This window comes from Opitutus sp. sgz309028, from assembly GCF_059821195.1.
In genome coordinates this window covers 750,501-773,609 of the sequence record NZ_JCAMRR010000002.1, presented here as the reverse complement: position 1 = coordinate 773,609, position 23,109 = coordinate 750,501, and the positions used below count along the sequence as shown (strand labels likewise).

22 protein-coding genes are annotated in these 23,109 nt (G+C 65.6%); 9 read left to right on the top strand and 13 right to left on the bottom strand.

Annotated features, from left to right (window positions below; translation table 11 throughout):
* Positions 1-5 precede the first annotated feature (5 nt).
* Positions 6-1,244 (top strand): amidase, encoded by a 1,239-nt coding sequence (locus AC6RV7_RS09025; protein WP_500093643.1) that lies wholly within the window; start codon positions 6-8, stop codon positions 1,242-1,244.
* Between the two features lie 8 nt (positions 1,245-1,252).
* On the opposite strand, the gene AC6RV7_RS09020 is transcribed toward AC6RV7_RS09025, so the two are convergent.
* Positions 1,253-2,128: an amidohydrolase family protein gene (locus AC6RV7_RS09020; protein WP_500093642.1), complete on the bottom strand. Its 876-nt coding sequence runs from the start codon at positions 2,126-2,128 to the stop codon at positions 1,253-1,255.
* A 162-nt stretch (positions 2,129-2,290) separates the two neighbouring features.
* Here AC6RV7_RS09020 and AC6RV7_RS09015 point away from each other — a divergent pair, with 162 nt between their 5' ends.
* Positions 2,291-3,628 carry an NCS2 family permease gene (locus tag AC6RV7_RS09015; protein WP_500093641.1) on the top strand — a complete coding sequence of 446 codons (1,338 nt, stop codon included), beginning with the start codon at positions 2,291-2,293 and terminating at the stop codon, positions 3,626-3,628.
* 30 nt (positions 3,629-3,658) lie between these two features.
* Here AC6RV7_RS09015 and AC6RV7_RS09010 read toward each other — a convergent pair whose 3' ends face one another.
* From AC6RV7_RS09010 to AC6RV7_RS08975, 8 genes are all read right to left on the bottom strand, one after another.
* The gene (locus AC6RV7_RS09010; protein WP_500093640.1) at positions 3,659-5,458 is read right to left on the bottom strand and encodes an adenine deaminase; all 1,800 of its coding nucleotides are present in this window, start codon (positions 5,456-5,458) and stop codon (positions 3,659-3,661) included.
* Between the two features lie 86 nt (positions 5,459-5,544).
* Positions 5,545-6,006 (bottom strand): universal stress protein, encoded by a 462-nt coding sequence (locus AC6RV7_RS09005; RefSeq protein WP_500093639.1) that lies wholly within the window; start codon positions 6,004-6,006, stop codon positions 5,545-5,547.
* A 46-nt stretch (positions 6,007-6,052) separates the two neighbouring features.
* Positions 6,053-7,405, bottom strand: a complete 1,353-nt coding sequence (locus AC6RV7_RS09000; RefSeq protein WP_500093638.1) for an Nramp family divalent metal transporter — start codon at positions 7,403-7,405, stop codon at positions 6,053-6,055.
* 33 nt (positions 7,406-7,438) lie between these two features.
* A complete protein-coding gene (locus tag AC6RV7_RS08995) occupies positions 7,439-8,329 on the bottom strand; it encodes a metal ABC transporter permease (protein WP_500093637.1) in 891 nt (296 codons plus the stop codon).
* A complete protein-coding gene (locus tag AC6RV7_RS08990) occupies positions 8,326-9,189 on the bottom strand; it encodes a metal ABC transporter permease (protein ID WP_500094195.1) in 864 nt (287 codons plus the stop codon). The genes AC6RV7_RS08995 and AC6RV7_RS08990 overlap by 4 nt, the downstream gene beginning before the upstream one ends.
* 8 nt (positions 9,190-9,197) lie before the next feature.
* Complete coding sequence (locus tag AC6RV7_RS08985; RefSeq protein WP_500093636.1) at positions 9,198-10,109, bottom strand: ATP-binding cassette domain-containing protein; 912 nt, start codon at positions 10,107-10,109, stop codon at positions 9,198-9,200.
* Positions 10,106-11,029, bottom strand: a complete 924-nt coding sequence (locus AC6RV7_RS08980) for a metal ABC transporter substrate-binding protein (protein ID WP_500093635.1) — start codon at positions 11,027-11,029, stop codon at positions 10,106-10,108. The genes AC6RV7_RS08985 and AC6RV7_RS08980 overlap by 4 nt, the downstream gene beginning before the upstream one ends.
* A gap of 5 nt (positions 11,030-11,034) precedes the next feature.
* Positions 11,035-11,901: a transporter gene (locus AC6RV7_RS08975; protein ID WP_500093634.1), complete on the bottom strand. Its 867-nt coding sequence runs from the start codon at positions 11,899-11,901 to the stop codon at positions 11,035-11,037.
* 89 nt (positions 11,902-11,990) lie between these two features.
* Between AC6RV7_RS08975 and AC6RV7_RS08970 the strand changes: the two genes are divergently transcribed.
* A complete protein-coding gene (locus tag AC6RV7_RS08970; RefSeq protein ID WP_500093633.1) occupies positions 11,991-12,653 on the top strand; it encodes a metal-dependent transcriptional regulator in 663 nt (220 codons plus the stop codon).
* 21 nt (positions 12,654-12,674) lie between these two features.
* Here the strand turns inward: AC6RV7_RS08970 and AC6RV7_RS08965 are convergent, their stop codons facing one another.
* A complete protein-coding gene (locus tag AC6RV7_RS08965) occupies positions 12,675-13,451 on the bottom strand; it encodes a transporter (RefSeq protein WP_500093632.1) in 777 nt (258 codons plus the stop codon).
* 114 nt (positions 13,452-13,565) lie between these two features.
* Here AC6RV7_RS08965 and AC6RV7_RS08960 point away from each other — a divergent pair, with 114 nt between their 5' ends.
* Positions 13,566-15,260, top strand: coding sequence for an ABC transporter permease (locus AC6RV7_RS08960; protein ID WP_500093631.1), 1,695 nt, complete (start codon positions 13,566-13,568; stop codon positions 15,258-15,260).
* Positions 15,261-15,267: 7 nt separating this feature from the next.
* Here the strand turns inward: AC6RV7_RS08960 and AC6RV7_RS08955 are convergent, their stop codons facing one another.
* A complete protein-coding gene (locus AC6RV7_RS08955) occupies positions 15,268-16,467 on the bottom strand; it encodes an MFS transporter (RefSeq protein WP_500093630.1) in 1,200 nt (399 codons plus the stop codon).
* 226 nt (positions 16,468-16,693) lie between these two features.
* Between AC6RV7_RS08955 and AC6RV7_RS08950 the strand changes: the two genes are divergently transcribed.
* From AC6RV7_RS08950 to AC6RV7_RS08940, 3 genes are read left to right on the top strand one after another with little or no spacing between them, the layout of a single operon-like run.
* Positions 16,694-17,695 (top strand): ParA family protein, encoded by a 1,002-nt coding sequence (locus tag AC6RV7_RS08950; protein ID WP_500093629.1) that lies wholly within the window; start codon positions 16,694-16,696, stop codon positions 17,693-17,695.
* 13 nt (positions 17,696-17,708) lie between these two features.
* Positions 17,709-18,554: a hypothetical protein gene (locus AC6RV7_RS08945; protein WP_500093628.1), complete on the top strand. Its 846-nt coding sequence runs from the start codon at positions 17,709-17,711 to the stop codon at positions 18,552-18,554.
* A 30-nt stretch (positions 18,555-18,584) separates the two neighbouring features.
* On the top strand, positions 18,585-19,157 hold the full coding sequence (locus AC6RV7_RS08940) for a hypothetical protein (RefSeq protein ID WP_500093627.1): 573 nt from the start codon (positions 18,585-18,587) through the stop codon (positions 19,155-19,157).
* 12 nt (positions 19,158-19,169) lie between these two features.
* On the opposite strand, the gene AC6RV7_RS08935 is transcribed toward AC6RV7_RS08940, so the two are convergent.
* On the bottom strand, positions 19,170-20,501 hold the full coding sequence (locus tag AC6RV7_RS08935; protein WP_500093626.1) for a phosphohexomutase domain-containing protein: 1,332 nt from the start codon (positions 20,499-20,501) through the stop codon (positions 19,170-19,172).
* Between the two features lie 79 nt (positions 20,502-20,580).
* On the bottom strand, positions 20,581-21,627 hold the full coding sequence (gene trpD, locus AC6RV7_RS08930) for an anthranilate phosphoribosyltransferase (RefSeq protein WP_500093625.1): 1,047 nt from the start codon (positions 21,625-21,627) through the stop codon (positions 20,581-20,583).
* A 137-nt stretch (positions 21,628-21,764) separates the two neighbouring features.
* On the opposite strand from trpD, the gene AC6RV7_RS08925 reads away from it, so the two are divergent.
* Positions 21,765-22,784, top strand: coding sequence for an undecaprenyl-diphosphate phosphatase (locus tag AC6RV7_RS08925; RefSeq protein WP_500093624.1), 1,020 nt, complete (start codon positions 21,765-21,767; stop codon positions 22,782-22,784).
* A 143-nt stretch (positions 22,785-22,927) separates the two neighbouring features.
* Positions 22,928-23,107: a 50S ribosomal protein L32 gene (rpmF, locus tag AC6RV7_RS08920; protein WP_500093623.1), complete on the top strand. Its 180-nt coding sequence runs from the start codon at positions 22,928-22,930 to the stop codon at positions 23,105-23,107.
* Positions 23,108-23,109: the final 2 nt, after the last annotated feature.

The window sequence follows — 23,109 nt, the reverse complement described above, 5'->3', positions numbered from 1 at the left end:
CCTGCATGACTTTCCGCGACTGGCAACTCCTCGCCCCCGACGCCGCCGCCCGTGAACTGCACCATCGCGTCCGCGAGCGGCTCTCGTCCGCGCAACAACGCGCCGTGCTCGCTTTTCTGCCCGACGAACCGTCGCTGACGCGCGCCTTCGCCGCCAGCAATCGCGCCACGCCGCTCGGAGGCGTGCCATATCTGCTCAAGGATCTTTTCGATGTGGCCGGGCTGCCGACGTTCGCCGGCTCCACGTTTCTCCCCGAAGTCCGGCCCGCCTCCACCACCAACGCCGCCCTCGTCCGCACGCTGCAGAGCGCCGGTGCCGTGTTCGCCGGAAAAGCGCAGCTCCACGAATTCGCCTACGGCATCACCGGCGAGAATCCGCATTACGGCGATTGCGAGCATCCGCGTTTTCCGGGCCGCACCTCCGGCGGTTCGAGCAGCGGCTCCGCGGCCGCCGTCGCCGTCGGAGTCGTGCCGTTCGCCATCGGCACCGACACCGGCGGCTCGGTCCGCGTGCCCGCGGCGTTCTGCGGCGTATTCGGATTCAGGTTACAACCGCGCGATTCCTGGATTGCCGACGCCTTTCCGCTCGCGCCGTCGTTCGACACCGCCGGTTGGTTCACGGCGAACGCCGCCGACATGCGCCTCGCGATCTCTGCCCTGATCGACGTCGAGCCGCCCGCACCGGCGCCGCGCGGCTGCTATCTCGACTGGCCCGACCTCGAGTCCGACGTCGCACGCGCCTGCCGCGAATCAGCCACCCGCTTCGCTCCTCCCGCCGACCGCGAAACCGGCGACGCCCTGCTCGCAGGCTTTTCGTCGGACGCCGACGCTTACAACACGATCGTCGCCGTCGAAGCCTGGCAGGTGCACCAAGCCTGGGCGCAGCGTTTTCGCAACCGCTACGATCCCGCCGTCTGGCAGCGACTCAATCGCGTGCACACGCTCACCGCCGCACAGATCGATGCGGCGCAGCGCCGGCTCGCAGCCACCCGCGATCTCTGGGCAAAGTTTTTCCAAAGTTACGACTTCCTCGTTCTTCCTGCGACGCCGTTTGGCGCGCTGACGAAGCCGGAATGCACACTCGCGAACCGCAACCGCCTGCTCGCGCTCACCGCGCCGGCGAGTCTCGGTGGATTGCCCGTCCTCACGATTCCCGTGCCGTTGCCCTCCGGTCTCACGAGCGGACTTCAGATCGTCGTCAAAGATCCGCGAAGCCCCGTTATCGACTGGGCGCTCTCGCAGTAACGCCGCGTTCAGCCGCGCAGTCCCAGCACGCGTCGCGCGTTGCCCCCCAGCACCGCGTCGCCCGCGGCGCCGAGTTTCGCCTCGGCCACGAAACGCGCCATCTCTGCCGCCACCGAAACACGCGGATAAAGATTCAGCGGATAATCCGATCCGAACAACACTCGCTCCGGGCCGAGCGCCGCCAACATCCGGGGCCAAATCTCCGGTCCATACATGAGCGGCGACGCCGCGGTGTCGTAGTAAACATTCGCGCATTGGCGAAAGCGCTCGTCCTGCAGCGCGAGCAAGCCGCCCCAGTGCGCCAGCACGAAGGTCGTCGCCGGATGCCGCTGCGCGAGCCGCACGAAATCCTCCGCCGGCGTCTCCACCCAGCCGGGATAACGGCGGCTGGCCGGATCCGTGACGTGCAGGTTCACCGGCATCCTCAATTCCGCGGCCAGATCGAGCGCGGCGCTCAACACCGGATCGTCCACGGAGTGGCCCTGCGAATGCGGCGACAACTCCCCGAGTCCGATCAGCCCGTCGTCCCGCGCCCGCCAGATTTCCGCAAGGGCCTGTTCGCGTCCGGCCGCCGGATGGAGCGTGGCAAACGCCGCCAGCCGCTGCGGATGCGCACGCACGCAGTCCGCGTAAAACCGGTTCTGCCAGACACAGGTGTCGGGCTTTTCCCAATACCAACCGAGCAGCACCGCGCGTTCCACGTGGGCCTCATCCATCGCCCGCAACAGCGCGTCGAGCGTCGGCAGCGACTGCACCGGCCGGCCGTCGCGCCGGCGCCGCGTGCACAACAGCGCCCAATGCTTTTCGCCGCACGCCGCCGCCCAACCCGCCGGATCGCGGTCCACCTCCGCCGGATACAGGTGCACATGGGCGTCGACGATCATCGGCCGCCTTCCGAATTCGAAAAATTCCCGGTGAACGCCGCTCGGTTTTTCACGGCGCGATACTTGCCAGGCCCTTTCGCGCCTGTCCATCCGCGGCTCACACCTTCCGCTCGCCACGCCACCGCTTTCCTGTGATTCGTGGCTCTCGTGGTTCCTCCCACCATGCTAAATCGCATCTTCCGTCTCGAGCAGCATCGCACCACCGTCGGTCGCGAGATCCAGGCCGGATTCACGACGTTTGCCGCGATGGCCTACATCCTCGCGGTGAATCCTTCGATCCTCGCCAACACCGGGATGGACCAGGCCGCCCTCGTCACCGTTACCGCGATCACCGCCGCGATCGCCACGACGCTGATGGCGTTGCTCACCAATTACCCCATCGCGCTCGCGCCGGGCATGGGCATCAACGCCTACTTTACCTTCACGATCTGCCTCGGCCGCGGCGTGCCGTGGTCCGAGGCGCTCGGGATGGTGTTCGTCAACGGCGTCCTGTTTCTCGTGCTTTCGCTGACAGGCGTGCGCGAGAAGATCATCGCCGCCATCCCGCATTCGCTGAAGATCGCCGTCACCTGTGGCATCGGCCTGTTCATCGCGTTCATCGGCCTGAAGAACGGCGGCATCGTCGCGAGCCATCCCGCGACGTTTGTCACGCACGGCGAGTTCACGGCCGGTCCGGTCGCACTCTGTCTCGGCGGCGTGCTGCTCACGGCCGTCCTGGTCGCGCGCCGCATTCCCGGCGCCATCATCCTCGGCATCTTTGCCACCACGCTCGCGGGGCTCGTTGTGCCCGCTGGCGACGGGCACATGGTGACGCAACTGCCCGCCCAACTCCTGTCGTTGCCCGCCTCGCCCGAGCCGGTGTTTCTCAAACTGACTTTCGGATTTCTCGCCAGTTCGACCGCATTTCTCGTCGCGCTGCCGCTGATTCTCACGCTTCTGCTCGTCGATATGTTCGACAACATCGGCACGCTGATCGGCGTCACGAAACGCGCCGGTTATCTTCAACCCGACGGCACGCTGCCGAAGGCCGGTCGCGCGCTCGTCGCGGATTCGACCGCGACGCTGCTCAGCGCGCTCTGCGGCACCTCGACGGTCGTCAGCTACATCGAATCCGCGTCCGGCGTGGAGGCCGGCGGACGCACCGGCCTCACCACGCTCACGACCGCCGCGCTGATGTTGCTGGCGCTGTTTCTCACGCCGCTGATCCTCGCGATTCCTGCCGCCGCGACCGCACCGGCGCTCGTGATTGTCGGCATTTTCATGATGCAATCGGTAACGGAAATCGACATGGCCGATTTCAAAGTCGCCGCCCCCGCGGTGCTGACGATTCTGGGCATTCCGCTCATGTTCAGCATCGCCGAGGGCATCGGCCTCGGGCTGATCGCCGCCTCGCTGCTCGCCCTCGCGCTCGGCGAACCGAAACGCATGACCGCGCTCGGCTACGCGGTCGCCGCTGTGTTCTTCCTCTCGTTTTTCAAGATCTGGCCGTTCAGCCAGTAAACCGGCGGCCCGAGTCCGCTGCGGGCCGAATCAGGATTCGAACAGCGGCACGAGCTTCATCGCTTTCACATCGACGAGTCCCTTGTCGGTGAGGCGCAGATCCGGGATCACCGACAGCGGCAGCAGGTTGAAACCCATATACGGGACCTTGCAGCCGAGCTTGGCCCATGCGCGTTTCAACGCCGTCGTCTCCTTCGCCACGGCTGTCGCGCGTTTGTCCGACAACAGCCCGGCGATCGGCAGCGCGACACTCGCGAGCACCTTCCCTTGGCGAACCACACAGACGCCGCCGCGCAATTTTTTCACCGTCGCGAGCGCCAGCTGCAGGTCGCGTTCGTTCGTGCCGGCGAGCACGATGTTGTGCGCGTCGTGGCCGACGCTGCTCGCGACCGCACCGTCGCGCAGTCCGAAATCGCGCAACAAGCCATGCGCCACGCCGCCATTGCGGCCGTGACGCTCGACCACCGTCAGAAAACACAGGTCGTGCTCGGCCGCGTGTTCCGCCCAGGTGCGGCCGGCCCTCAACGTCACCCGATCGTGCGCCGTCACGATGCCCGGCGGCACCACGCGGATCACGTTGGCGGTGGTTTCCGTTTTCGGCAGCGCCGGGGTGAGCAACACTTTGCGCGGCAGCTTCACGGTGGCGTAGGCCGCGCGTGGATACCGATAGCGACGTTGCAGCGCCCGCTCGAGCATCGGCGTGATTTTTCGCCGTTCCACCACGAGTTCGCCGCCATACCAGGTGTTCTGCACTTCGAGCGCGTCGTCGAGCAACACGAGGTCCGCGCGGCGCGCGGGCGCGACGCCGCCGAATTCGCCGTCGAAGCCGTAGCGCGTCGCCGGATGCAGCGAGCCCATGCTCCACGCGGTCGTCGTGCGCAGTCCCGCGGCGACCGCCTGCCGCACGACCCAGTCCATCCCGAACAGGAACAGATCGTCCGCATCGCGATCGTCGGTGCACACGCACACGCGTTTCGCGTTCGCGCCGAGCTCCGTCACCGCCTTGATCGCCTGCGGGAGCGAATGCCACGGCGTCTGCGGATTGCCGCCGCGCAGGAACACCCACACGCCGGCCTCCAGGAAATCGTTGCTGATTTCGCGATCGATCGCCTCGTGCGTGTCGGTCACGCCGCTTGCCGCACAAGCCGCGACGAACTCGCGTCCGTAAATATGCCCGCACACGGGCCGGCCGCGTTTCAACGCCTCCGCCAGGATCGCATGGCTGCGCGCATCGCCCATGGCGACGGACACGTAATCCATCTTCTCGCCGAGCGCGGCCGCCTCGGGCCAGCGGTCGAAGAGCCGGCCGATCTTCGCCGGCGTCAGATCGCCACCGGCGGTTTCGAGTTTCGCGTTCGTCGCCGGGACGGTGCTCGGAACCGTGAGGTAAATCGAGAGCGGCGCGCGCCGGGCATCCTCGAGCATCCACTCGATGCCCGCGACGTCGCACACGTTCCCGATCTCATGGCTGTCGCAGAACACCGTCGTGGTTCCATTGAGCAGCGCCGCTTCGGCAAACGCGCACGCCGTCATCATGCTGCTTTCGATGTGCACGTGGGGATCGACCAGGCCGGGCGCGACGATGCCGTCGCGCGCATCGTAAATTTTCGCACCGCCGAGCTTCGATTTCTTGAACGTCCCCGCAGGTTTCACCGCGGCGATGCGCCCGCTCTTGATCCACACTTCGCGTCCGGGGTGAATCCGTTCCGTGTAGGTCGACAGGATGCGCGCGTCGGTGATGACGAGGTCCGGCGCCGCCTTTTCCATCGCGACGGCGGCCAGGGTGCGGGTCAACGTGTGCAGCGGGGGAACGGAGAAACGCGTTAGCATGGCGTTACTAGAGTCATTCCGCGGCGCGGCGAAAGTCCGGATTTCGCCATGACGCAAGTTCGGCTGATGTCCGGTCGCGCGTTCTTTTATGACGAGAGATTCGAAGGAGTCGCCGCCGTTTTTCCGCTGCCGGCACGCACGACGAGAATGGGGATCGAGGTGTTGTGGCGCACGCGCTCAATCGTGCTGCCGAGAAAAAAATCCCCGATGACTTTGTGCCCGTGCGACGTCATCGCGATGAGATCGCAGTTCCTGTCGATCGCCGTCTTCAGGATCTCGGTCGGCGGATTGCCCAACGCCAGTTCCGCTTCGACGTCGAGGCCTTCGTCCCGCAGCCGCGCCGCGATCGTTTCCAGATAAATTCGGTCGCCCTTCATCTCGTCGGATTCCGCGAGTTTCAGCTGGTTGTAGTTTCGCGCCGCAAAACCGTCCGCGACGTGCAGGAGCAGGAGCGTCGAGCCGAGCGTGTGCGCCAGCTGCGCGATGTGCGGGACCAGCGTGTCGTCGGCGCGTCCGTTCTCCAACGCAACGAGGATTCGCTTATACATGGCTCGGGAGGTTGAGGTGTGACGCGGGTGAGCCGCCGCGTTCCTTCTACTCCACGGCGCCGGTGGCGCCAACGAAATCCAGCAGCAGTTTCAAGTTCAGCGCGACGATCAGCGCCGCCGTCAGCCACGCGAGCACCTTGATCCAGCGTGGATTCGCAAAGACGCCCATCTTCGTCTTCGAGCTGGTGAATTGCACCAGCGGAATCACCGCAAACGGCAGCTGCAGACTCAGCACCACCTGACTCAGGATCAGCAAATGCGCCGTGCCGCTTTCGCCGTAAACGCCCGCGACAATCGCCGCGGGCACGATCGCGATCGCCCGCGTGATCAAGCGCCGCAGCCACGGCCGCAACCGCAGGTTGAGAAATCCTTCCATCACGATCTGGCCCGCGAGCGTGCCGGTGATGGTCGAGTTTTGCCCCGATGCCAGCAGCGCCACGGCGAAAAGCACACTCGCCGCCCCGACGCCGAGCGTCGGCGAGAGGAGTTTGTAGGCGTCCTGGATTTCCGCGACCTGCGTCTGCCCCGACGTGTGAAACGTCGCGGCCGCGACCACGAGAATCCCGCCATTGATAAACAGCGCGAACATCAACGCCACCGTCGCGTCGAGCGTCGCGAACTTGATCGCCTCGGCCTTGCCGCCCGCGTCCTGCTCGTATTTTCGCGTCTGCACGATCGAGGAATGCAGGTAGAGATTATGCGGCATCACCGTGGCGCCGAGAATGCCGATCGCGACATACAGCATCGCGGGATTCCGCACGATTTCCGCGGTCGGCACAAACCCGCCCAGGATCTCGGTCACCGATGGCTTCGAAAAAATAATCTCCAGTCCGAAACACACGCCGATCAACAGCACCAGCGAAACGACCAGCGCCTCCAGCCAGCGAAAACCGTGATTCGCGAGCCACAACACCACCAGCACATCGAGCGCCGTCAGTAACACGCCCCACACGAGCGGAATCCCGAACAACAGATTCAACGCGATCGCCGTCCCGATCACCTCCGCGAGATCGCACGCGCAAATCGCGATCTCGCACAAGAACCAAAGTCCCATCGCCACCGGCCGCGAGTAATGCTCCCGGCACGCCTGCGCCAGGTCGCGTCCCGTCACGATGCCGAGCTTCGCGCAGAGCGACTGAAGCAGGATCGCCATCAGGTTCGACAGCAGGATCACGCTCAACAGCGTGTAGCCAAACTGCGATCCGCCCGCCAGGTCCGTCGCCCAGTTTCCCGGATCCATGTAACCGACGGCCACGAGGTAACCCGGCCCCGAAAACGCCAGCAGCTTCCGCCAGAAACCCGCGCCGGCCGGAATCGCAATCGTGCGGTGCGACTCCGCCAAGCTCGGCGGCGCACCGGCCGTTGACTCTCCGAACTGACCATCCGGATCGCTGTTCACGTTCCCGCAGCGTGGCGCGTTTAGTTTGAGTCGTCAAAAAGGATTCTGCGGGAACCCCAAACCGTTACCATCAAGCTTGGCAACCGTCGCTGTCGCCGTCCGGCGGTTGCGCCGCAATCCGCGCTTCCGCGACGTGACCAGCGCCACTGCAAACATGAGCGCCTCGAGCAGCACGATGCACGCGCCGGTCGATGCGTTCAGAAAGAAGCTCGCATACACCCCGAGCACGCTCGCACCGATCGCGCTTCCCGTCGCAATGGCTATCATGCGTCCAAAACGATCGCTCCACAGATAACCGATGCAACCCGGTGTCACGAGCATCGCGATCACGAGAATCACGCCGACCGCTTGCAACGACACCACAATCGTGACCGCGAGCAGCGAGAGCAGCAAATAATACAACAGCTGCGTCGGGAGCCCGATCGTCCGCGCGTGGCCGGGATCGAAACAGAACAGGAGCAGATCCCGCCGCAGCCCGAGCACGACCGCGAGCGTCGCCCCGGCTGTGATCAGCGTGTTGCGCAAATCGCCCTCCTCGAGTCCCAGGATGTTGCCAAAGAGAATGTGATCGAGGTGCAAGTCGCTCGGCACCTTCGTGAACATCACCAGCCCGAGCGCAAACAGCCCCGTGAAGACCACGCCCATCGCCGTATCCTCCTTCACCCGGCTGTTGGCTTTCACATAGCCCGTCAGCACCGCGCACAACAAACCCGACGCAAACGCTCCCAGCGCCAGCGGCACGCCGATCGCGTAGGCGCCGACGATGCCCGGCAGCACCGCATGCGACACCGCGTCCCCCATCAGCGACCAGCCTTTCAGCACGAGATAACACGACAACACCGCGCACACCGCACCCACGGCGGCGCCGACGATCATCGCGTCCACCATGAACGGATACTGCAACGGCTCGAGGACCCGGCTCATGTTCCCTCGCCCTCCGAGGCGAGCCGCGCGCGCATCCGCGACGCGCGCACACCGTGTTTCGGCGCAAAAATCCACGCCACAACAAACATCGCGCTCTGCAACGTCACGATGCAACCGCCCGTCGAGCCGTCGAAAAAGTAGCTCGCATACGCGCCGAGCATCGACGTGCCCGCGCCCATCGCAGTCGCGAGTCCGATCATCCGCCCAAACCGGTCCGTCAACAAATACGCCGTCGCGCCCGGCGTGACCAACATCGCCACCACCAGCACCGCGCCCACTGCTTGCAGCGCTGCCACGGCCGTCGCCGCCAGCAGCGCCAGCAGCAGCGCGTGCAGCCGCGTCGCACTCAAGCCGAGCGCACGCGCCTGCGTCGCGTCGAAACACAGCAGCAGCAGGTCGCGCCATTTCAAGCCGAGGACGCCGAGCGTGAGCACGCTGATCGCAAGCATCTGCACGATGTCTGCGTCCGAGATGCCGAGGATGTTGCCGAACACGATCGCGCGGAGATCGACCTCGCTGGGATGGACCGAAATGAGAAAAAGTCCGAACGCGAAGAACGCGGTGAACACGACACCGATCACCGCATCCTCGCGCAGCGGCGTTTTCATTTTCACAAAACCCATTCCGGCCGCGGCAAGGAGCCCGGTGAGAAACGCTCCCACCGCAAACGGCCAGCCGACGTAGTGGGCGACGGCCACACCCGGCACCACCGCATGGGACAGCGCATCGCCCATCAACGACCAGCCTTTCAGCGTCACGAAGCACGACAGAAACGCGCACACCGTCCCGATCACGCCGCTGACCAGAATGGCCTTCAGCATGTAATCATACTGCAACGGCGTGAGCAGCGTCTCGATCATGTCCACGCTCACGTATCGCGGTCGTCTTCCGCTCGCTCGCGCAGCACGTCCTCGCGTCCACGCCGCTCGCTGAATTCGACGTGCCCGTCTTTTCCCAAAACCAGGGGCCGCTCGTCGTCGCTCAGCAGCGTCACTGCGCGGCCGTCGTGTTTCTGCACGGTGGATTCATCGAAACGGAAATGCCGCAACACCCCGCCGAACGCGCGGCTCAGGTTCTCCTGCGTGAACACGTCCGCCGTCGGCCCCGCCGCGAGCACGGTGCGATTGATCAACACCACCTGGTCGCAAAACTCCGGCACGGATCCCAGGTTGTGCGTCGACACGAGCATGATGCGTCCCTCGGCGCGGAGTTCGCGCAGAAGCGCGACGATCGCGACCTCGGTCTTCACATCGACGCCCGTGAACGGCTCGTCGAGCAGAATGATGCGTCCGCGCTGCGCCAGCGCTCGCGCGAGAAACACACGTTTGCGCTGACCGCCCGAGAGCTCGCCGATCTGCCGTTCGCGCAGCTCCCACAAACCGACGCGCGCCAGGCTTTCCTCCACCGCCCGCCGATCCTCCGCCCGCGGAATCCGCAGAAAATTCATGTAGCCGTAGCGTCCCATCATCACGACATCCCAGACGCTCACCGGAAACGTCCAGTCGACCTCCTCCGCCTGCGGCACATACGCGATGAGGTTTTCCTTCAAGGCGACGCCGACCGGCTTGCCGCCGACGCGCACCGCGCCCGCGCCCGGACGCAGCAGACCCATGATCGACTTGAACAGCGTCGACTTGCCGCTGCCGTTGACGCCGACCAGTCCGCAAATCGTGCCCGATTCGAGCCGGAAGGTTGCGTCGTGCAGCGCGCGATGGCCGTTCGGATACGCCACCGTCACGCCGTCGACCGCGAGATCGAGTTTGAAATCCGCTGCGTTCATTCGCCCCTCAGTCCTTTCACGATCGTGCGCGCGTTATACTCCATCAGCTGCAGATAAGTCGGCGCCGCGTCGTCCGGCGTCGTGAGCGAATCCACATACAGAACGCCCCCGTAACGCGCACCCGTTTCCGCCGCGACCTGTCGGGCCGGCTTGTCGCTGATCGTGCTCTCGCTGAAGACAACCGGTATCCGGTTTTCTCGCACGGCATCGATCACCTTTCTCACCTGCTGCGGCGTGCCCTGCTGGTCCGCGTTCACCGCCCACAGAAAAAGCTCCTTCAACCCGAAACTTCGCGCCAGATACGGGAACGCCCCCTCGCTCGTCACGAGCCAGCGCTGCTCGGCCGGGATCCGCGCCAGCTCGGCACGCACGGTCTCCTCGAGTTGCGCAAACCGGGCCGCGTAGGCCGCGGCGTTGGCGTTGTAGGTTGCCTCGTTCTCCGGATCCACCGCGACGAGCGCCTGGCGGATGTTTTCGACATAGATCCGCGCATTCCCCGGCGACATCCATGCGTGCGGATTCGGTTTTCCCGTGTAGGGCCCTTCGGCGATCCCGATCGGCTCGATGCCGTCGCTGACCACCGCGCCCGGCACGTTTTTCAAGTTGCGGAAAAACCGCGCGAACCAGCGTTCGAGATTGAGTCCGTTCCACAACACCAGGTCCGCCTTTTGCGCCTTCACGATATCCTGCGGAGTCGGTTCATAACCGTGAATCTCCGCGCCGGGCTTCGTGATCGATTCGACGATCGCCGCGTCTCCCGCAACGTTCTGCGCCATGTCCTGGATGATCGTGAAGGTCGTGACCACCCGCTTTTTTGGGGCCGCCTCAGCCGTGACGACGACAAGGCCGACGAACGCCGCAACCCCCAGGATCGTCAACCGCCACCATCTCCGTCCCATCGACTGGCATCGTGTGTTCATAAGTTCTAGAAGCGCCGCGAGAGTCCCGAGAACACGACGGCATCCTCCGCGGCGCGGCTCAGCCCGAAGTTCACCCCGGCATCCCATTGTGTATCAGAATCGATGCGACGCGTGACGCCGCAGTTGAACGTCGCCACGTGACGGCCGTCTCCCGTCGAGGAGGTCAGCTCCAGAAACCCACCCCAGTTCCGGGCCAGCCCCCGACCGGCGGTGACCGTGTTGTGCCACACCGCGCGATAGCCGCCGGCTTCGTGGTAGACCGCCTGCACCGAGGTCATCGCCCCGCCACTCCAGTTGCCGGCTAGCGGAAACGCGACCGGCAGCGTCAGGCCTCCTTCGATTTTTCCATTGGCTAAATCCTCGGCCGCGGTCGGCAGTTTCACATCCGCGATGATCCCGAGCCCGAAATCGCCGCCGTCACTCCCACGCGCGTTCCATTTCGCGCGCAGCACCATATCCCCGAAACCACTCCTTCGCTCGCGCCGTCCGACCGCCGTTTCCCTTTCGCTCTGGAACGGCACGATGAACACGCCGGCCTCCCACTGTGGCGCGAGACCGACGCGCACGTTGAACGACGCCGCCTCCCACACCTCCGCTTTCCGACCCGCGTTCCGATCGCGACCGTAACGCGCAAAATCCATCTCCAACTGCACATGTCCTGGATCGATCGTGAACGGACTTTCCGTCGCATCCGGGCGATCGGTCGTCATCTCGCGCAGTCCCGGCTTCGCCGCGGCCGCCCGGCCCATCCCGTCCGGGCGTCCGCCCTCGACCTCCGCGGCCATCAGCAGGGGCAGCGCCACCAGCCCGCCCCACCAACGGCGAGGGCGGCGCCGCACATTCCCGAGCGAGCGCGAATTGAGAACCAGCATAAAGCGACGGGGAGCCAAAGGCGTTATTTTGATTAGTCAAAGACAAACGTTTGATTGCCTCGAACACGGAGCACGTTATCGGTTCCGACATGGCCTCGATCACGGTCGAGAATTATTTGAAACACATCCTGCTGCTCGCCGAGGAGACGGACGGCCTCGTGTCCATGGGTGCCCTGGCGGCGTCCCTCGAGGTGGTGCCGGGCACGGTGACCACGATGGTGAAAGCCCTCGCCAGCGAGAAATTCGTCGAGCACCGGCCGCGTCAGGGCGTCCGCCTGACCGAAAAGGGCCGGCTGCTGGCGCTGAGCGTCATCCGTCGTCACCGGTTGGTGGAGACGTTTCTGGTCAACGTCCTGAAAATGGACTGGGCCAGCGTCCACATGGAGGCCGAGCAGCTTGAACACGCGATTTCTGACGACGTCCTCGACCGGCTCGACGCGTTGCTCGGCCGCCCGTCGACCGATCCGCACGGCGATCCGATTCCCAGCGCCCAGGGCAAGCTGAGCTCCCAGGTTTATGCGACGCTCGCGACCTGCCTCGTCGCCAAACCGCTGCGGATCGTGCGCATCACCGACCAGTCGGCGGAGTTCCTCCAGTTTGCCGAACAACATGGCCTGTTGCCCGGCGCGAGCGTGCGAGTCGCGGATCGTAATCTCGCCGCTAGTCTCGTGACCCTCAAACGAAGCTCCGGACCTTCCACGCCGCTGAGCCTCGCTGCCGCCGGCAAGATTCTCGTCGAACCGCTGAAATAAGGCTCACGCCGGCGAGACGCGTCACCACGTCGCCGTCAGCCGCAAAACCTGCGTCCAATCCGTCGCGCGCCGGCTGACGCCGCGGAGCGTTTCCCAATCGAGTTCGATCCGGTCCGACCACGCCCAGCGAACTCCCGCTCCGGCGGTAAAGGCGGCGTCCATCCAGCCGCGTTCCGTTTCGACCAGCGCCTCGCCGTAGATCGTCCAACCGCGTCCCAACGCGTGTTCCGCGAAGCCCGACGCGAGCCACTGCGACGTGTAGCCGTCGCCGGTGTCGCGACGAATTACATCGGCTTGAATCATCGCGCCGGGAATCCATCCCTCCCGACGCGAGCTCGCCCATGGCACAATGATGCCGCCTTCGACGTGGTTGTTTCCGTTCGGATTTTTCGTCGGCAACTTCACGTAGGGAATCAGGCTCAACGCACCCCAGCGTTCGTCCTGCCACACCGCCCATTTCGCGCGCAGGCTCACGTCGCCGTGCCCCGAATGAAATTCGCGCAATCCGACCGCCTCGATTCGCTCGTGATTGAAAACGTCGAACTGAATCTGCGCATCGAGATCGGCGCGCAAGCCGACGCTCAGGATCGTCGCCGCGACGTTCCAAGTTTCCCTCCTCTCGCCGCTCCCGCGGTCGTGATCGTGCGCGAAGCTCAACACATCCACCTCGATCATCGCGCGTCTCACGCCGACGGTTCCGGCGGACTCGGTGGCTTGCGCCGCGGCGTCCAGCGGCAGCGCCGCACAGGCGAACCAGAGCCAGATTACCGGCAGACATTGCGATGACCGGATTTGCATGCCCACGCTGTCACAAGCGGAGAACGGCACCGGTCGCCAGCCCAAACCCCACGCCGGGCCACAGTGCCGGACTTTTCTTGCCGGACCTCCTTCGCTCCCGCCACTCTCCCGCCGATGTCGCAGTCCTTCGCCCGCACGATCCTCGTGGTCACGATCGCATTCTTCGGCGCGTTTTTTCTCTGGCCGATCCTGCAGATTTTGAAGGGCGGCTTCATCGACGCCGACGGCCGGCTGACCTTCGCGTATGTGACCGCGTTGCTGGCGGACCCCGTTTATCTCACCGCGTTGCGCAACTCCTTCCTGCTCGCATGCGCGACGACCTGCCTCGCGTTGCTGATCGCACTGCCGCTCGCGACGATCAGCGACCGGTTCCTGTTTCCCGGCAAGAACCTCCTCAGCTCGCTCGTGCTGATTCCGATGATCCTGCCACCCTTTGTCGGCGCGATCGGCATCAAGCAGATCTTTGGACAATACGGCGCGTTCAATTCCCTGCTCATCGCGCTCGGTCTGCGGCCGGAGGGTTGGGCGTTCGACTGGTTCGCGGTCAGCCAGTTCTGGGGCGTCGCAGTCGTGCAGGCATTGTCGCTTTATCCCATCATTTATCTCAACGCCGTCGCGGCGCTGGCCAACATCGATCCCGCGATGGAGGAGGCCGCGCAGAACCTCGGCTGCACCGGCCTGCGGCGCTTCATGAAAATCACGCTGCCGCTGATCAAGCCCGGCCTGTTCGCCGGCGGCACGATCGTCTTCATCTGGTCGTTCACGGAGCTCGGCACGCCGCTGATCTTCGATTATGCGCAGGTGACTAGCGTGCAGATCTATTACGGCTTGCGCGACATCGGAGGGAATCCGTTTCCCTACGCGCTCGTTGCCGTGATGCTCGCCAGCTCGGTCGCACTCTACGCGCTCGGGAAGGGCATCTTCGGACGCAACAGCTACGCGATGATGGCCAAGGCCACCAGCTCCGCCGGTCCGCGCTCGCTGCCCCGCGGCTGGGCGCTGCTGTGCACGGCGGCGTTTGGCGGCGTCACGCTGCTCGCGGTCATCCCGCATCTCGGCGTGATCCTGGTCGCGTTTTCCCGCGAGTGGTATGGCTCCGTGCTGCCGCAGAATTACACGCTGGAAAACTTCCAGCTCGCGCTGAGTCACGATCTCACCGTCAGCTCGATCGCGAACAGCCTGAAGTTCGCCAGCATCTCGACGATCGTCGACGTCGTGCTCGGGATCGCGATCGCGTATGTGGTCGTGCGTTCGAAAATCGCCGGCCGGCAGCTGCTCGATTTTCTCGCGATGCTGCCGCTGGCGGTGCCGGGACTCGTGCTCGCGTTCGGTTACCTCGCGATGTCGCAGGAAGGCCGGCTGTTCGCGTTTCTCAATCCCGTCGAAAACCCGACCTTTCTCCTGATCGTCGCCTACTCGATCCGCCGCCTGCCTTACGTCGTGCGCGCCGCGGCGGCGGGCTTTCAACAAACGAGCGAGACCCTCGAGGAAGCCGCGCAGAATCTCGGCTGTCCGCCGCTCAAGGCCGTCGCGCGCGTGACTCTGCCGCTCATCGCCGCCAACCTCATCGCCGGCGGCCTGCTCGCGTTTGCGTTCGCCATGCTCGAGGTCAGCGACTCGCTCATCCTCGCGCAAAAGCAGGCGTTCTACCCGATCACGAAAGCGATCATGGAACTCTTCCAACTGCTCGGCGACGGCAAGTTCCTCGCGAGCGCGCTCGGCGTCTGGGCCATGGTGTTTCTCGGTATCACGATTGCCGGTTTGAGCGTGCTGCTCGGCAAGAAACTCGGCGCCATCTTCCGCGTGTAAGCGCAGCTCAGCGCTCCTCGGCCGCCATTCCCCAGCCGATCACCAGCACGCCCGCAGCGATCGCCGCCGTGAACAGAAAATAGTGCCCGCCGGTGTGCAATCCGAGCGCGGTCACCAGCACCGGCGAAAACCCCGCGAGGATGCGTCCGAGATTATACGCGCCGCCGGACAGCATCGTGCGATAGCGTGCGAACACCTCGTTGAAATACGCGCCCATCAGACCGAACGGCACGCCGTTCAACAACGGCAGCACCAGCGCGAACGCCAGCTTCCGGCCGTCCCATTCGCTCGTCCACGCAAACGCCGACAGCGCCAGCAACGCCACCGCGTAGCCGATCAGCGCGCGGCGCACGCCCAGCCGTCGCACGACCCACGCGCCGAGCAGCATTCCCGGTGCGACGTTGGCCCAGAACAGCACGGTGTAGAGCGGCGACTGCGGCAGCTCCTTCGCAAAAAACACGTTCACCGTCCCGCTCGCGATCGTGAGGCTCGCGATCCCGAGACACCGCAAAAACGGCCCGACCAGTTTCGTATTTCGTCCGATCTCCGCCCCGCGCCCCCCGATCTCCGATCTCCGATCTTCGAGCTCCGATTTCCGATCTCCGACGAGAAACCGCCACCGCGCCGCCGACAGCGCAACGATCGGCACGAGCGACCCCGCGAACAGCCAGCGCCAGCCGATCTCCGGCAACACATAACGCGTGGCCAGCGCCGCCAGCAGTCCGCCGAGAATGGAAAACTGCAGCCACGCCGCATAACGATAGCGGCGCTCCGGACCGACGTTTTCGCTCATGAACGCATGGCTGATGCCCCACTCGGCGCCGAGCGCGAGCGACGCCACGAGCCGAAACGCGAGCACGCTGCCGAAATCCCACGCGACGCTCAATCCGCCGATGCCGAGCACATACACGCCGAAGACCACCAGCATCATCCGCCCACGGCCGAAGCGATCCGCGAGAAAGCCAAACGCCAGCGCCCCCAGGCCGACGCCCGCGAGGCCCGTGAATTGGAGCGCATTGCTCTCCGCGACGCTCAATCCGAAATGCGCCGCGAGCACCTTCTCCAGATACACGAACAGATACAGGTCGTAGTAATCGAAGAAGAGCCCGATGAACGCCGTCCAGTAAACCCGCGACGGCGACAAGCCCCCGCCGGCGCCGCGCGCGCCGGACGGAGCCAGTCCCGCGGCGTGACCGGAATTCGTCATGCGCGCCTGAATGGCCCAACCTCCGGCGCGGAGCAAGGCGCGCGTTTGCCCCCGCTTTCGTCGTAACTTTTCCACTACAGGTTTCGCCGCGCGAAAGACTTACCGTTTCTTTACCAAGAAACCGTAAAAGCCGGGCGCCGGCGCCTTTCGCCCTCGCGCCGGTTGCGATCGGGCCGCAGGAGGAAAGCCGTTCGCATCGTCCACGCGTTCAACCCGGCAGCCACGCATGCCTCGGAAAATTTCCTTTCTCAACTACAAGGGCGGAGTCGGCAAAACCTCCCTGATCGTCAACACCGCCGCGTGCCTCGCGCGCCTCGGCCACCGCGTCCTGCTGTTCGATTTCGACACGCAGTCCAACGCCTCCATCTGGCTCATGCGGCTCGAGCGCTGGAACAAGCTCAACGCCGACGACGCCGGCCACATCTTTTCCATCTTCGATCCCGGCCGCGCGCACGTAAAAGACCTCATCATCCGCGACGTCCTCGAGGGCAAATCCGGCGAGAAGCTCTTGCCCGGACTCGATCTCGTGCCGACCACCTTCAACCTCGTGGACCTCGAGGGCGAATACCGCGGCGATCCGAAGCGTCCGTCGTATCTGCTGTTCCAGGAGCAGCTCGCCGTCGTCGAACGCGATTACGATTTCATCCTCTTCGACTGCCCGCCCAACATCCTGCGCGCGTCGCAGTGCGGTGTGTTTGCGTCGCACGAAATCTACGTCCCCGCGAACCCGGACGCGTTGAGCCTGATCGGTTTCACGTTGCTGATCGAGAAGCTGCAGCGCTTCCACGCACTTTCCGCCAGCTTCCGCCGCGCCGACATGGGTCCGCCGGCGCAGGTCCAGGGCGTGATCATGAACGCGATCAAGACCGGCAGCGACATCGAGGTCCCGCGGATGCGAATGCAGCTCCGGCTGAACCAGTTCAAATCCGCGCGCCGCGTCGCCCCGAGCGCCAGGATCTTCGATACGCAGATCCGCGACGCGATGATCGTCCGCCGCGCCGTCACGCTCGGACTGCCGGTCAACCTCGTCGCGCAGGACGCCAACGCCGCGCCCGATGCCGACAACGTCGTGACCGACTATCGCAAGCTCGCCGAGGAGCTCGTCCGCCACGGCGCGCAGATCGAATCCGCCGCCGACCGGCGTTCCCCCGCGCCGTCGCGCACGACCCGTTCGCCGTTCCCGCGCCCGTCCACCGGCACGCGGCATCCGTCGGTGGTCGTCGATTGACCCCTTCCCTCCTATGAACTCCCCGACCACACCCGCCGCCCTCGCCCAGGAGTGGGACCGTCTGCGCGCCGCGTTCGCGTCGTCGCTGATGGTGGAAACCTCGCTCCCGAGCCTCGCCCAGAATCTCGACGGCCTCGACTGGCCGCTCAAATCCTGCGCGGAAACGCCCTCCGCGTATCTGGATTTTACCTACGAGGAGCTCTGCCTCGAATTCCAGGCGCGCGGTCATCCCAACGCCGCCGAACTGCTGCTCCAGATCCTGCGCGAGACCCTCGCGTTCGACCAGCCGTTCGGGGAAATGGTGCAGCAGACGGAGGCGTTTGCCGAGCGCGACAATCCGCACCTCCGCGCCCTCGCGCGCGCCGGCATTCCCGACGATTTTCCGATCGCGCTCTGCGCGCTCGACGCCCCCGCGCGCGATCTCTGCCTGCTCGAGGAAATCGAGACCCTCGGCCAGTTCGCGCTCCTGGCGCAGCGGCTTTCGCAGGGCGTGATCGTCGGCGGCGACCTGAAACGCCTGCTCAACGCGCTCGCGAACTTCGACGAAAAGACGCTCGCCGAGCTGCTGCCCTACCGGCCCGGTTCCAGCGGGCTGCATCTGCCGGAGTCGCTCGCGCACGCCGCCGCCAGTTCCGAGCCGGTCGACAACACCGCGCGTGCGGTCGCCTGGTTCGCGGAGGAATTCGCAGACTGGCAGCGCGAAGTGAAGACCGACCGCGAGTTTCTACCCCGCCAGCTCTCGGTCCTCGAAGACCGCGCGTTCGCCGACACGATCACGCGCCTGCTGATCCCGCATTTGGGCGACTACACGACCAAGCCCGGCCGCTGGTCCGGCCTCGCGCGCTGGTTCAAACGCTGAGTTTCACGTCCACCTCAACCTCCGGAAACCATGTCCGCCCCGCATTCCCGCACCGCGCCACCGTTCCCGACCCGCTTCCCGCCGGCTCCCGTATTGGAACTTCCACGACGCCAGCGCACCGCCCCGCCGGCCGATTGGGGGCCGCGTTTTCCCGCACCCTCCGTGGCGGACGCCGAGCGGCTGCTCCGCCAGATGGAACAGGGCCTGGTCGAGCGCGAACGCACCGTCACCGAAGCCGAAGCGCGCCTGGCCGAGCGGCTGCGCGACCTCGCCGAGTCGGAGGCGCTCCTGCGCGCCCGTGAAGCGTTGTTTGCCTCCGCCCAGGCCCGGCGAAACGAGGGCCGCCACGTCGTCACCCACCGCGAAGCCGAGGCCTTGTATCAGTTGAAAGAGGAACTCGACCGGCAGGAAGCGACGCTCCGCGAATCGCGGCAGGCGCTGCGCGAGCGGGAAAAGTTTCTCGAGGAAAGCGAAACGCGCCTGTTCGCGAAAGTGCAGGAGCAGCAGGAAAAGGAAATCGCGCTCGAACAGCGCGAGGAAGACCTGCAGGTCCGCGCGGCGTCGCTCGCCGCCAAACCGGCCTACGACGAATTCCGCGAGTAGACGCGCGACCGTTCAGAGAACCTGCAGCTCGGCACGGACCGCCGCGTCGAGCCGCTGCAGTCCGGCCCGCACGATCGCGTCGGACGGACCTTCCACCAGCAGCCGCAGTTTCGCCTCGGTGCCGGAATAGCGCACCAGCACGCGACCGGTTTCACCCAGTTCGGTTTCCAGGTCACGGATCGCCGCGGTCAGGCCGGGGAGACGCTCGACCGGGATTTTTTCCTTCACCTTCAGCGCCGCGGTGAGCTGCGGAAATTTTCGCAGGCTGCGACGCAGTTCCGACAACGGCCGGCCCGTCGCCAGCATCACTTCGAGCACTTTCAACGCGGCCACGAGCCCGTCGCCCGTGGGCGAAATGTCGGCGCAGATGAGATGTCCGCTCGATTCGCCGCCGAGCAGCGCTCCTTCGGCGAGCATGCCCTGAATCACATAGCGATCGCCGACCGCGGTGCGAAACACGCGCCCGCCGGCGGCGCGGATCGCCGCGTCGACGCCGAGATTGCTCTGCACCGTGACCACGAGCGTCGATTTCGGCAGCGCGCCGGTTCGCAGCGCATGCGTCGCCACGATCGTCATCATCTCGTCGCCATCGAGCACGCTGCCCGTCTCGTCGCACAATACGCAACGATCGCCGTCGCCATCGTGCGCGATGCCGACGCAGGCGCCGAGCGACCGCACTTTCGCGGCCAGTGGCCCGGGGTGTTCGCTGCCCACGCCGGCGTTGATGTTTTCGCCGGTGGGAATGTCGCCGATCCCGGTCACTTCCGCGCCGAGTGCCCGCAGCACCAGCGGACTGGTCGCGCACGTCGCTCCGTTGGCCGTGTCGAGCACGATGCGCCAACCCGCGAGACTGCGATCGGGCAGAATGGCTTTCACGCGGGTCATGTAATTGTCCGCGGCGCCGGCCAGCGTCGGCAGCGCCTGGACCGGCTCCTCGTGCGGCAGGGTCGCCGGGAGCCTGGCTTCGATCGCCGCCTCGTCCTCGTCGGTGAGCTTGAGGCCGCGCGGCCCGAAAAATTTGATGCCGTTGTCCGCGGCCGGATTGTGCGACGCCGTGATCACGATGCCCAGCGCCGCCTTTTCGTTCACCACCGCGCGGGCGACGGCAGGCGTCGGGACGACGCCGAGCGAAACCGGATCCGCCCCGCCGGCCCGCAGGCCGCGCGCCAGCGCTTTTTCGAGCGCGGGGCCAGAGCTACGGGTGTCGCGTCCGATCAAGACCGTGCCGCCGCCCGGCATCCACGCGGCCGCCGCGCGACCGAGCCGCTCGGCAAACGCTTCGTTGATCACCGGGCCGCCATACGGGCCGCGCACGCCATCCGTGCCGAAATACTGACGTTTCATGTTTGCTGGAAAAGGTATCCGCCGGGTCGCTCCCGCCCGAGTTCGTCGCCACGCCTCGCGGCCGACGCTGGGCCGCCGTTCACGACCGGTAGAACTCCCGGGTGTCGGCAATCTTCTTCTCGACGGCGCCGCCAAGGAGCAGCTCGCGCGCCGGCGCGATGCCCTCGCGCACGTTCGCCGTTTTTCCGGCCACCCACAGGCCGATGGCCGCATTGAGCACGATCGTATCGACCAGCCCGCCGGGCGCGCGTCCGGCCAGCACGGCCTCGGCGAGTGCGAGGTTGGCGGCGACATCGCCCCCCTGCAGTTCCGAAAACGGTGCCGCCGGCAGGCCGAAATCGGTGCCGTTCCAATCCGCGTCGATATGCCGCAACCGGCCGAAGCCGCGCACGCGGTTCCGGGTTGCGGTCGTGAGTTCGTCGATGCCGCGCTGCGCGTCGATGACGCCGTGCGCCGCGAGACCGGCCGTCGCGCCGAGTTCGTGCATCGCATCGGCCAGCTTCGCCACCCAGGCCGGAGAAAACACGCCGAGCACGACATGCGCCGGGCGACCAGGGTTGATCAGCGGTCCGAGGATGTTGAACACCGTCCGCTGCCCGCGCGCGGCGAGGGTTTTGCGAACCCCCGCGATATGTTTGAAGGCCGGATGATACGCCGGCGCGAAAAAGAAGACGTAGCCGAGCTCGTCGAGCGCGCGATGGAGTTTTGCCGGAGGCGCATCGAGGTCGACGCCCATCGCCGCAAGCAGGTCGGCGCTGCCGGACTTCGAAGTGACGCCGCGGTTGCCGTGCTTCATTACCGTCACGCCCGCGCTCGCCAGCACGAGCACCACGAGGCTCGAAATATTGAACCCGCCCGCGTGATCGCCGCCGGTGCCGACAATGTCGATCGCGTCGGCCGCCCAGCGCTCGACCCCGGGATTGATGGCGCGATCGCGGAAGGCGCGCGCAAACGCCGCCACCTCCTCCGCGGTTTCGCCCTTCGTCGCCAGCGCGGTGAGGAACGCGGCCTTCACCTCGTCCGGGTCGGCCGCCGCCGACAAGGCCGCCGCCGCGGCCTCCACCTCGGCAGGGGTCAGGTCTTGTCCGGCGGAAAGCGAGGCGGTGAGTTCGGTCAGGGGAGGCATGTGGCAATTCGAGAAAACACCGTCTCCGCCGCATATAAAGTCCGAACTGCGCACGCGAGGACACCCGCTGACAAATACCGGGAGGAGCCGCCGGCAAATACATTTGCTCCGCCGGCTGAAAATTGAAACAGACGCGCGTGCGCCTCCGACTCCTTCTCCCGCTCGCATTTACCGCGTCGCTTGCGCTCGCGCAACCTGCACTGCAGGACGCCCGGCCTCCCGCGGACGCGCCCGCCGCGGAGCTGTCGCTCGCCGACGCCGCGATCCTGGGCACGATCGAAGGCGTCTCGGAATATCTGCCCATTTCGTCAACCGGACACCTGATCGTCGCGTCCCGTGCGCTGAAACTCGATTCGCCCGCGCCGCTGGTCACCGCCGATGGACAAACCCGCTGGCACGTGCGGCCCAGCGAAAAACATCCGCAAGGCACGCCGCTCACGGTGAAGCTCGCCGCCGACACCTATACGATCGTGATCCAGTTCGGCGCGATCGCCGCGGTCGCGCTGCTTTATTGGCGGCAGGTGTTCTCGATCCTGCGGGGCTTGTTCGGCCGCGACGAAGCCGGCGCGCGACTCCTGCGCAATCTGGTCGTCGCGTTTCTCCCGGCGGCGGTGATCGGCCTGGCGTTGCACGATTGGATCGACACTTACCTCTTCTCGGTCGGCGCAGTCATCGCCGCCCAAGTCGGCGGGGCGTTCTTGATTTTGTGGGCGGAAGCTTGGCGCAAGCGTCACGCCGCGCGTCGATCCGTTTCGGCCGATCCCGGCGCAGAATTGACCCTGCGGCAGGCGCTCAACATCGGCCTGCTGCAATGCGTCGCCCTGTGGCCGGGCACCAGCCGCTCCATGATGACAATCATCGGCGGTTACCTGGCCGGTCTCGATCCGCGCCGTTCCGCAGAGTTCAGTTTTCTCCTCGGCTTGGTCACGCTCACGGCGGCGACGGTTTACAAGAGCTACAAGAGCGGCGGTGCCATGATCGCGGTCTTCGGCTGGTCGCACCTCCTTTTCGGCTGCATCGTCGCGGCCCTCACCGCCGCGCTCGCGGTGAAGTTCCTCGTGGGCTGGCTGTCACGTCACGGGATGGCGCTGTTCGCCTATTATCGCCTGGCGCTCGCCGCCTTGTTGTCGGGGCTGGCGGCCGCCGGCTGGTTCTAGTCCGCTCGAAGCTCGCCTCGCCGCGTCCGGCGTCACAATGATGACGCTTGACGGCCCCAAACGCCGCTCTTTACTCCGACCCTTTCACTCTAAAACCAGGCGTTTCTCCGCGAGCGCCAGCTGTCACAAATAAACTTTCTCCCATGGCCAATCCGAAACGCAAGCAGTCGAAACGCCGCAGCGCCAACCGCCGCGCCGCAAACGCTTTCAAAGCTCCTGAATTCGCCAAAGATCCGACGGACGGCAGTCTGTTCCGTCCTCACCGCGTGAACCCGAAGAATGGGATGTATCGCGGTCGCCAGGTTCTGAACGTCGAGGTCTGACC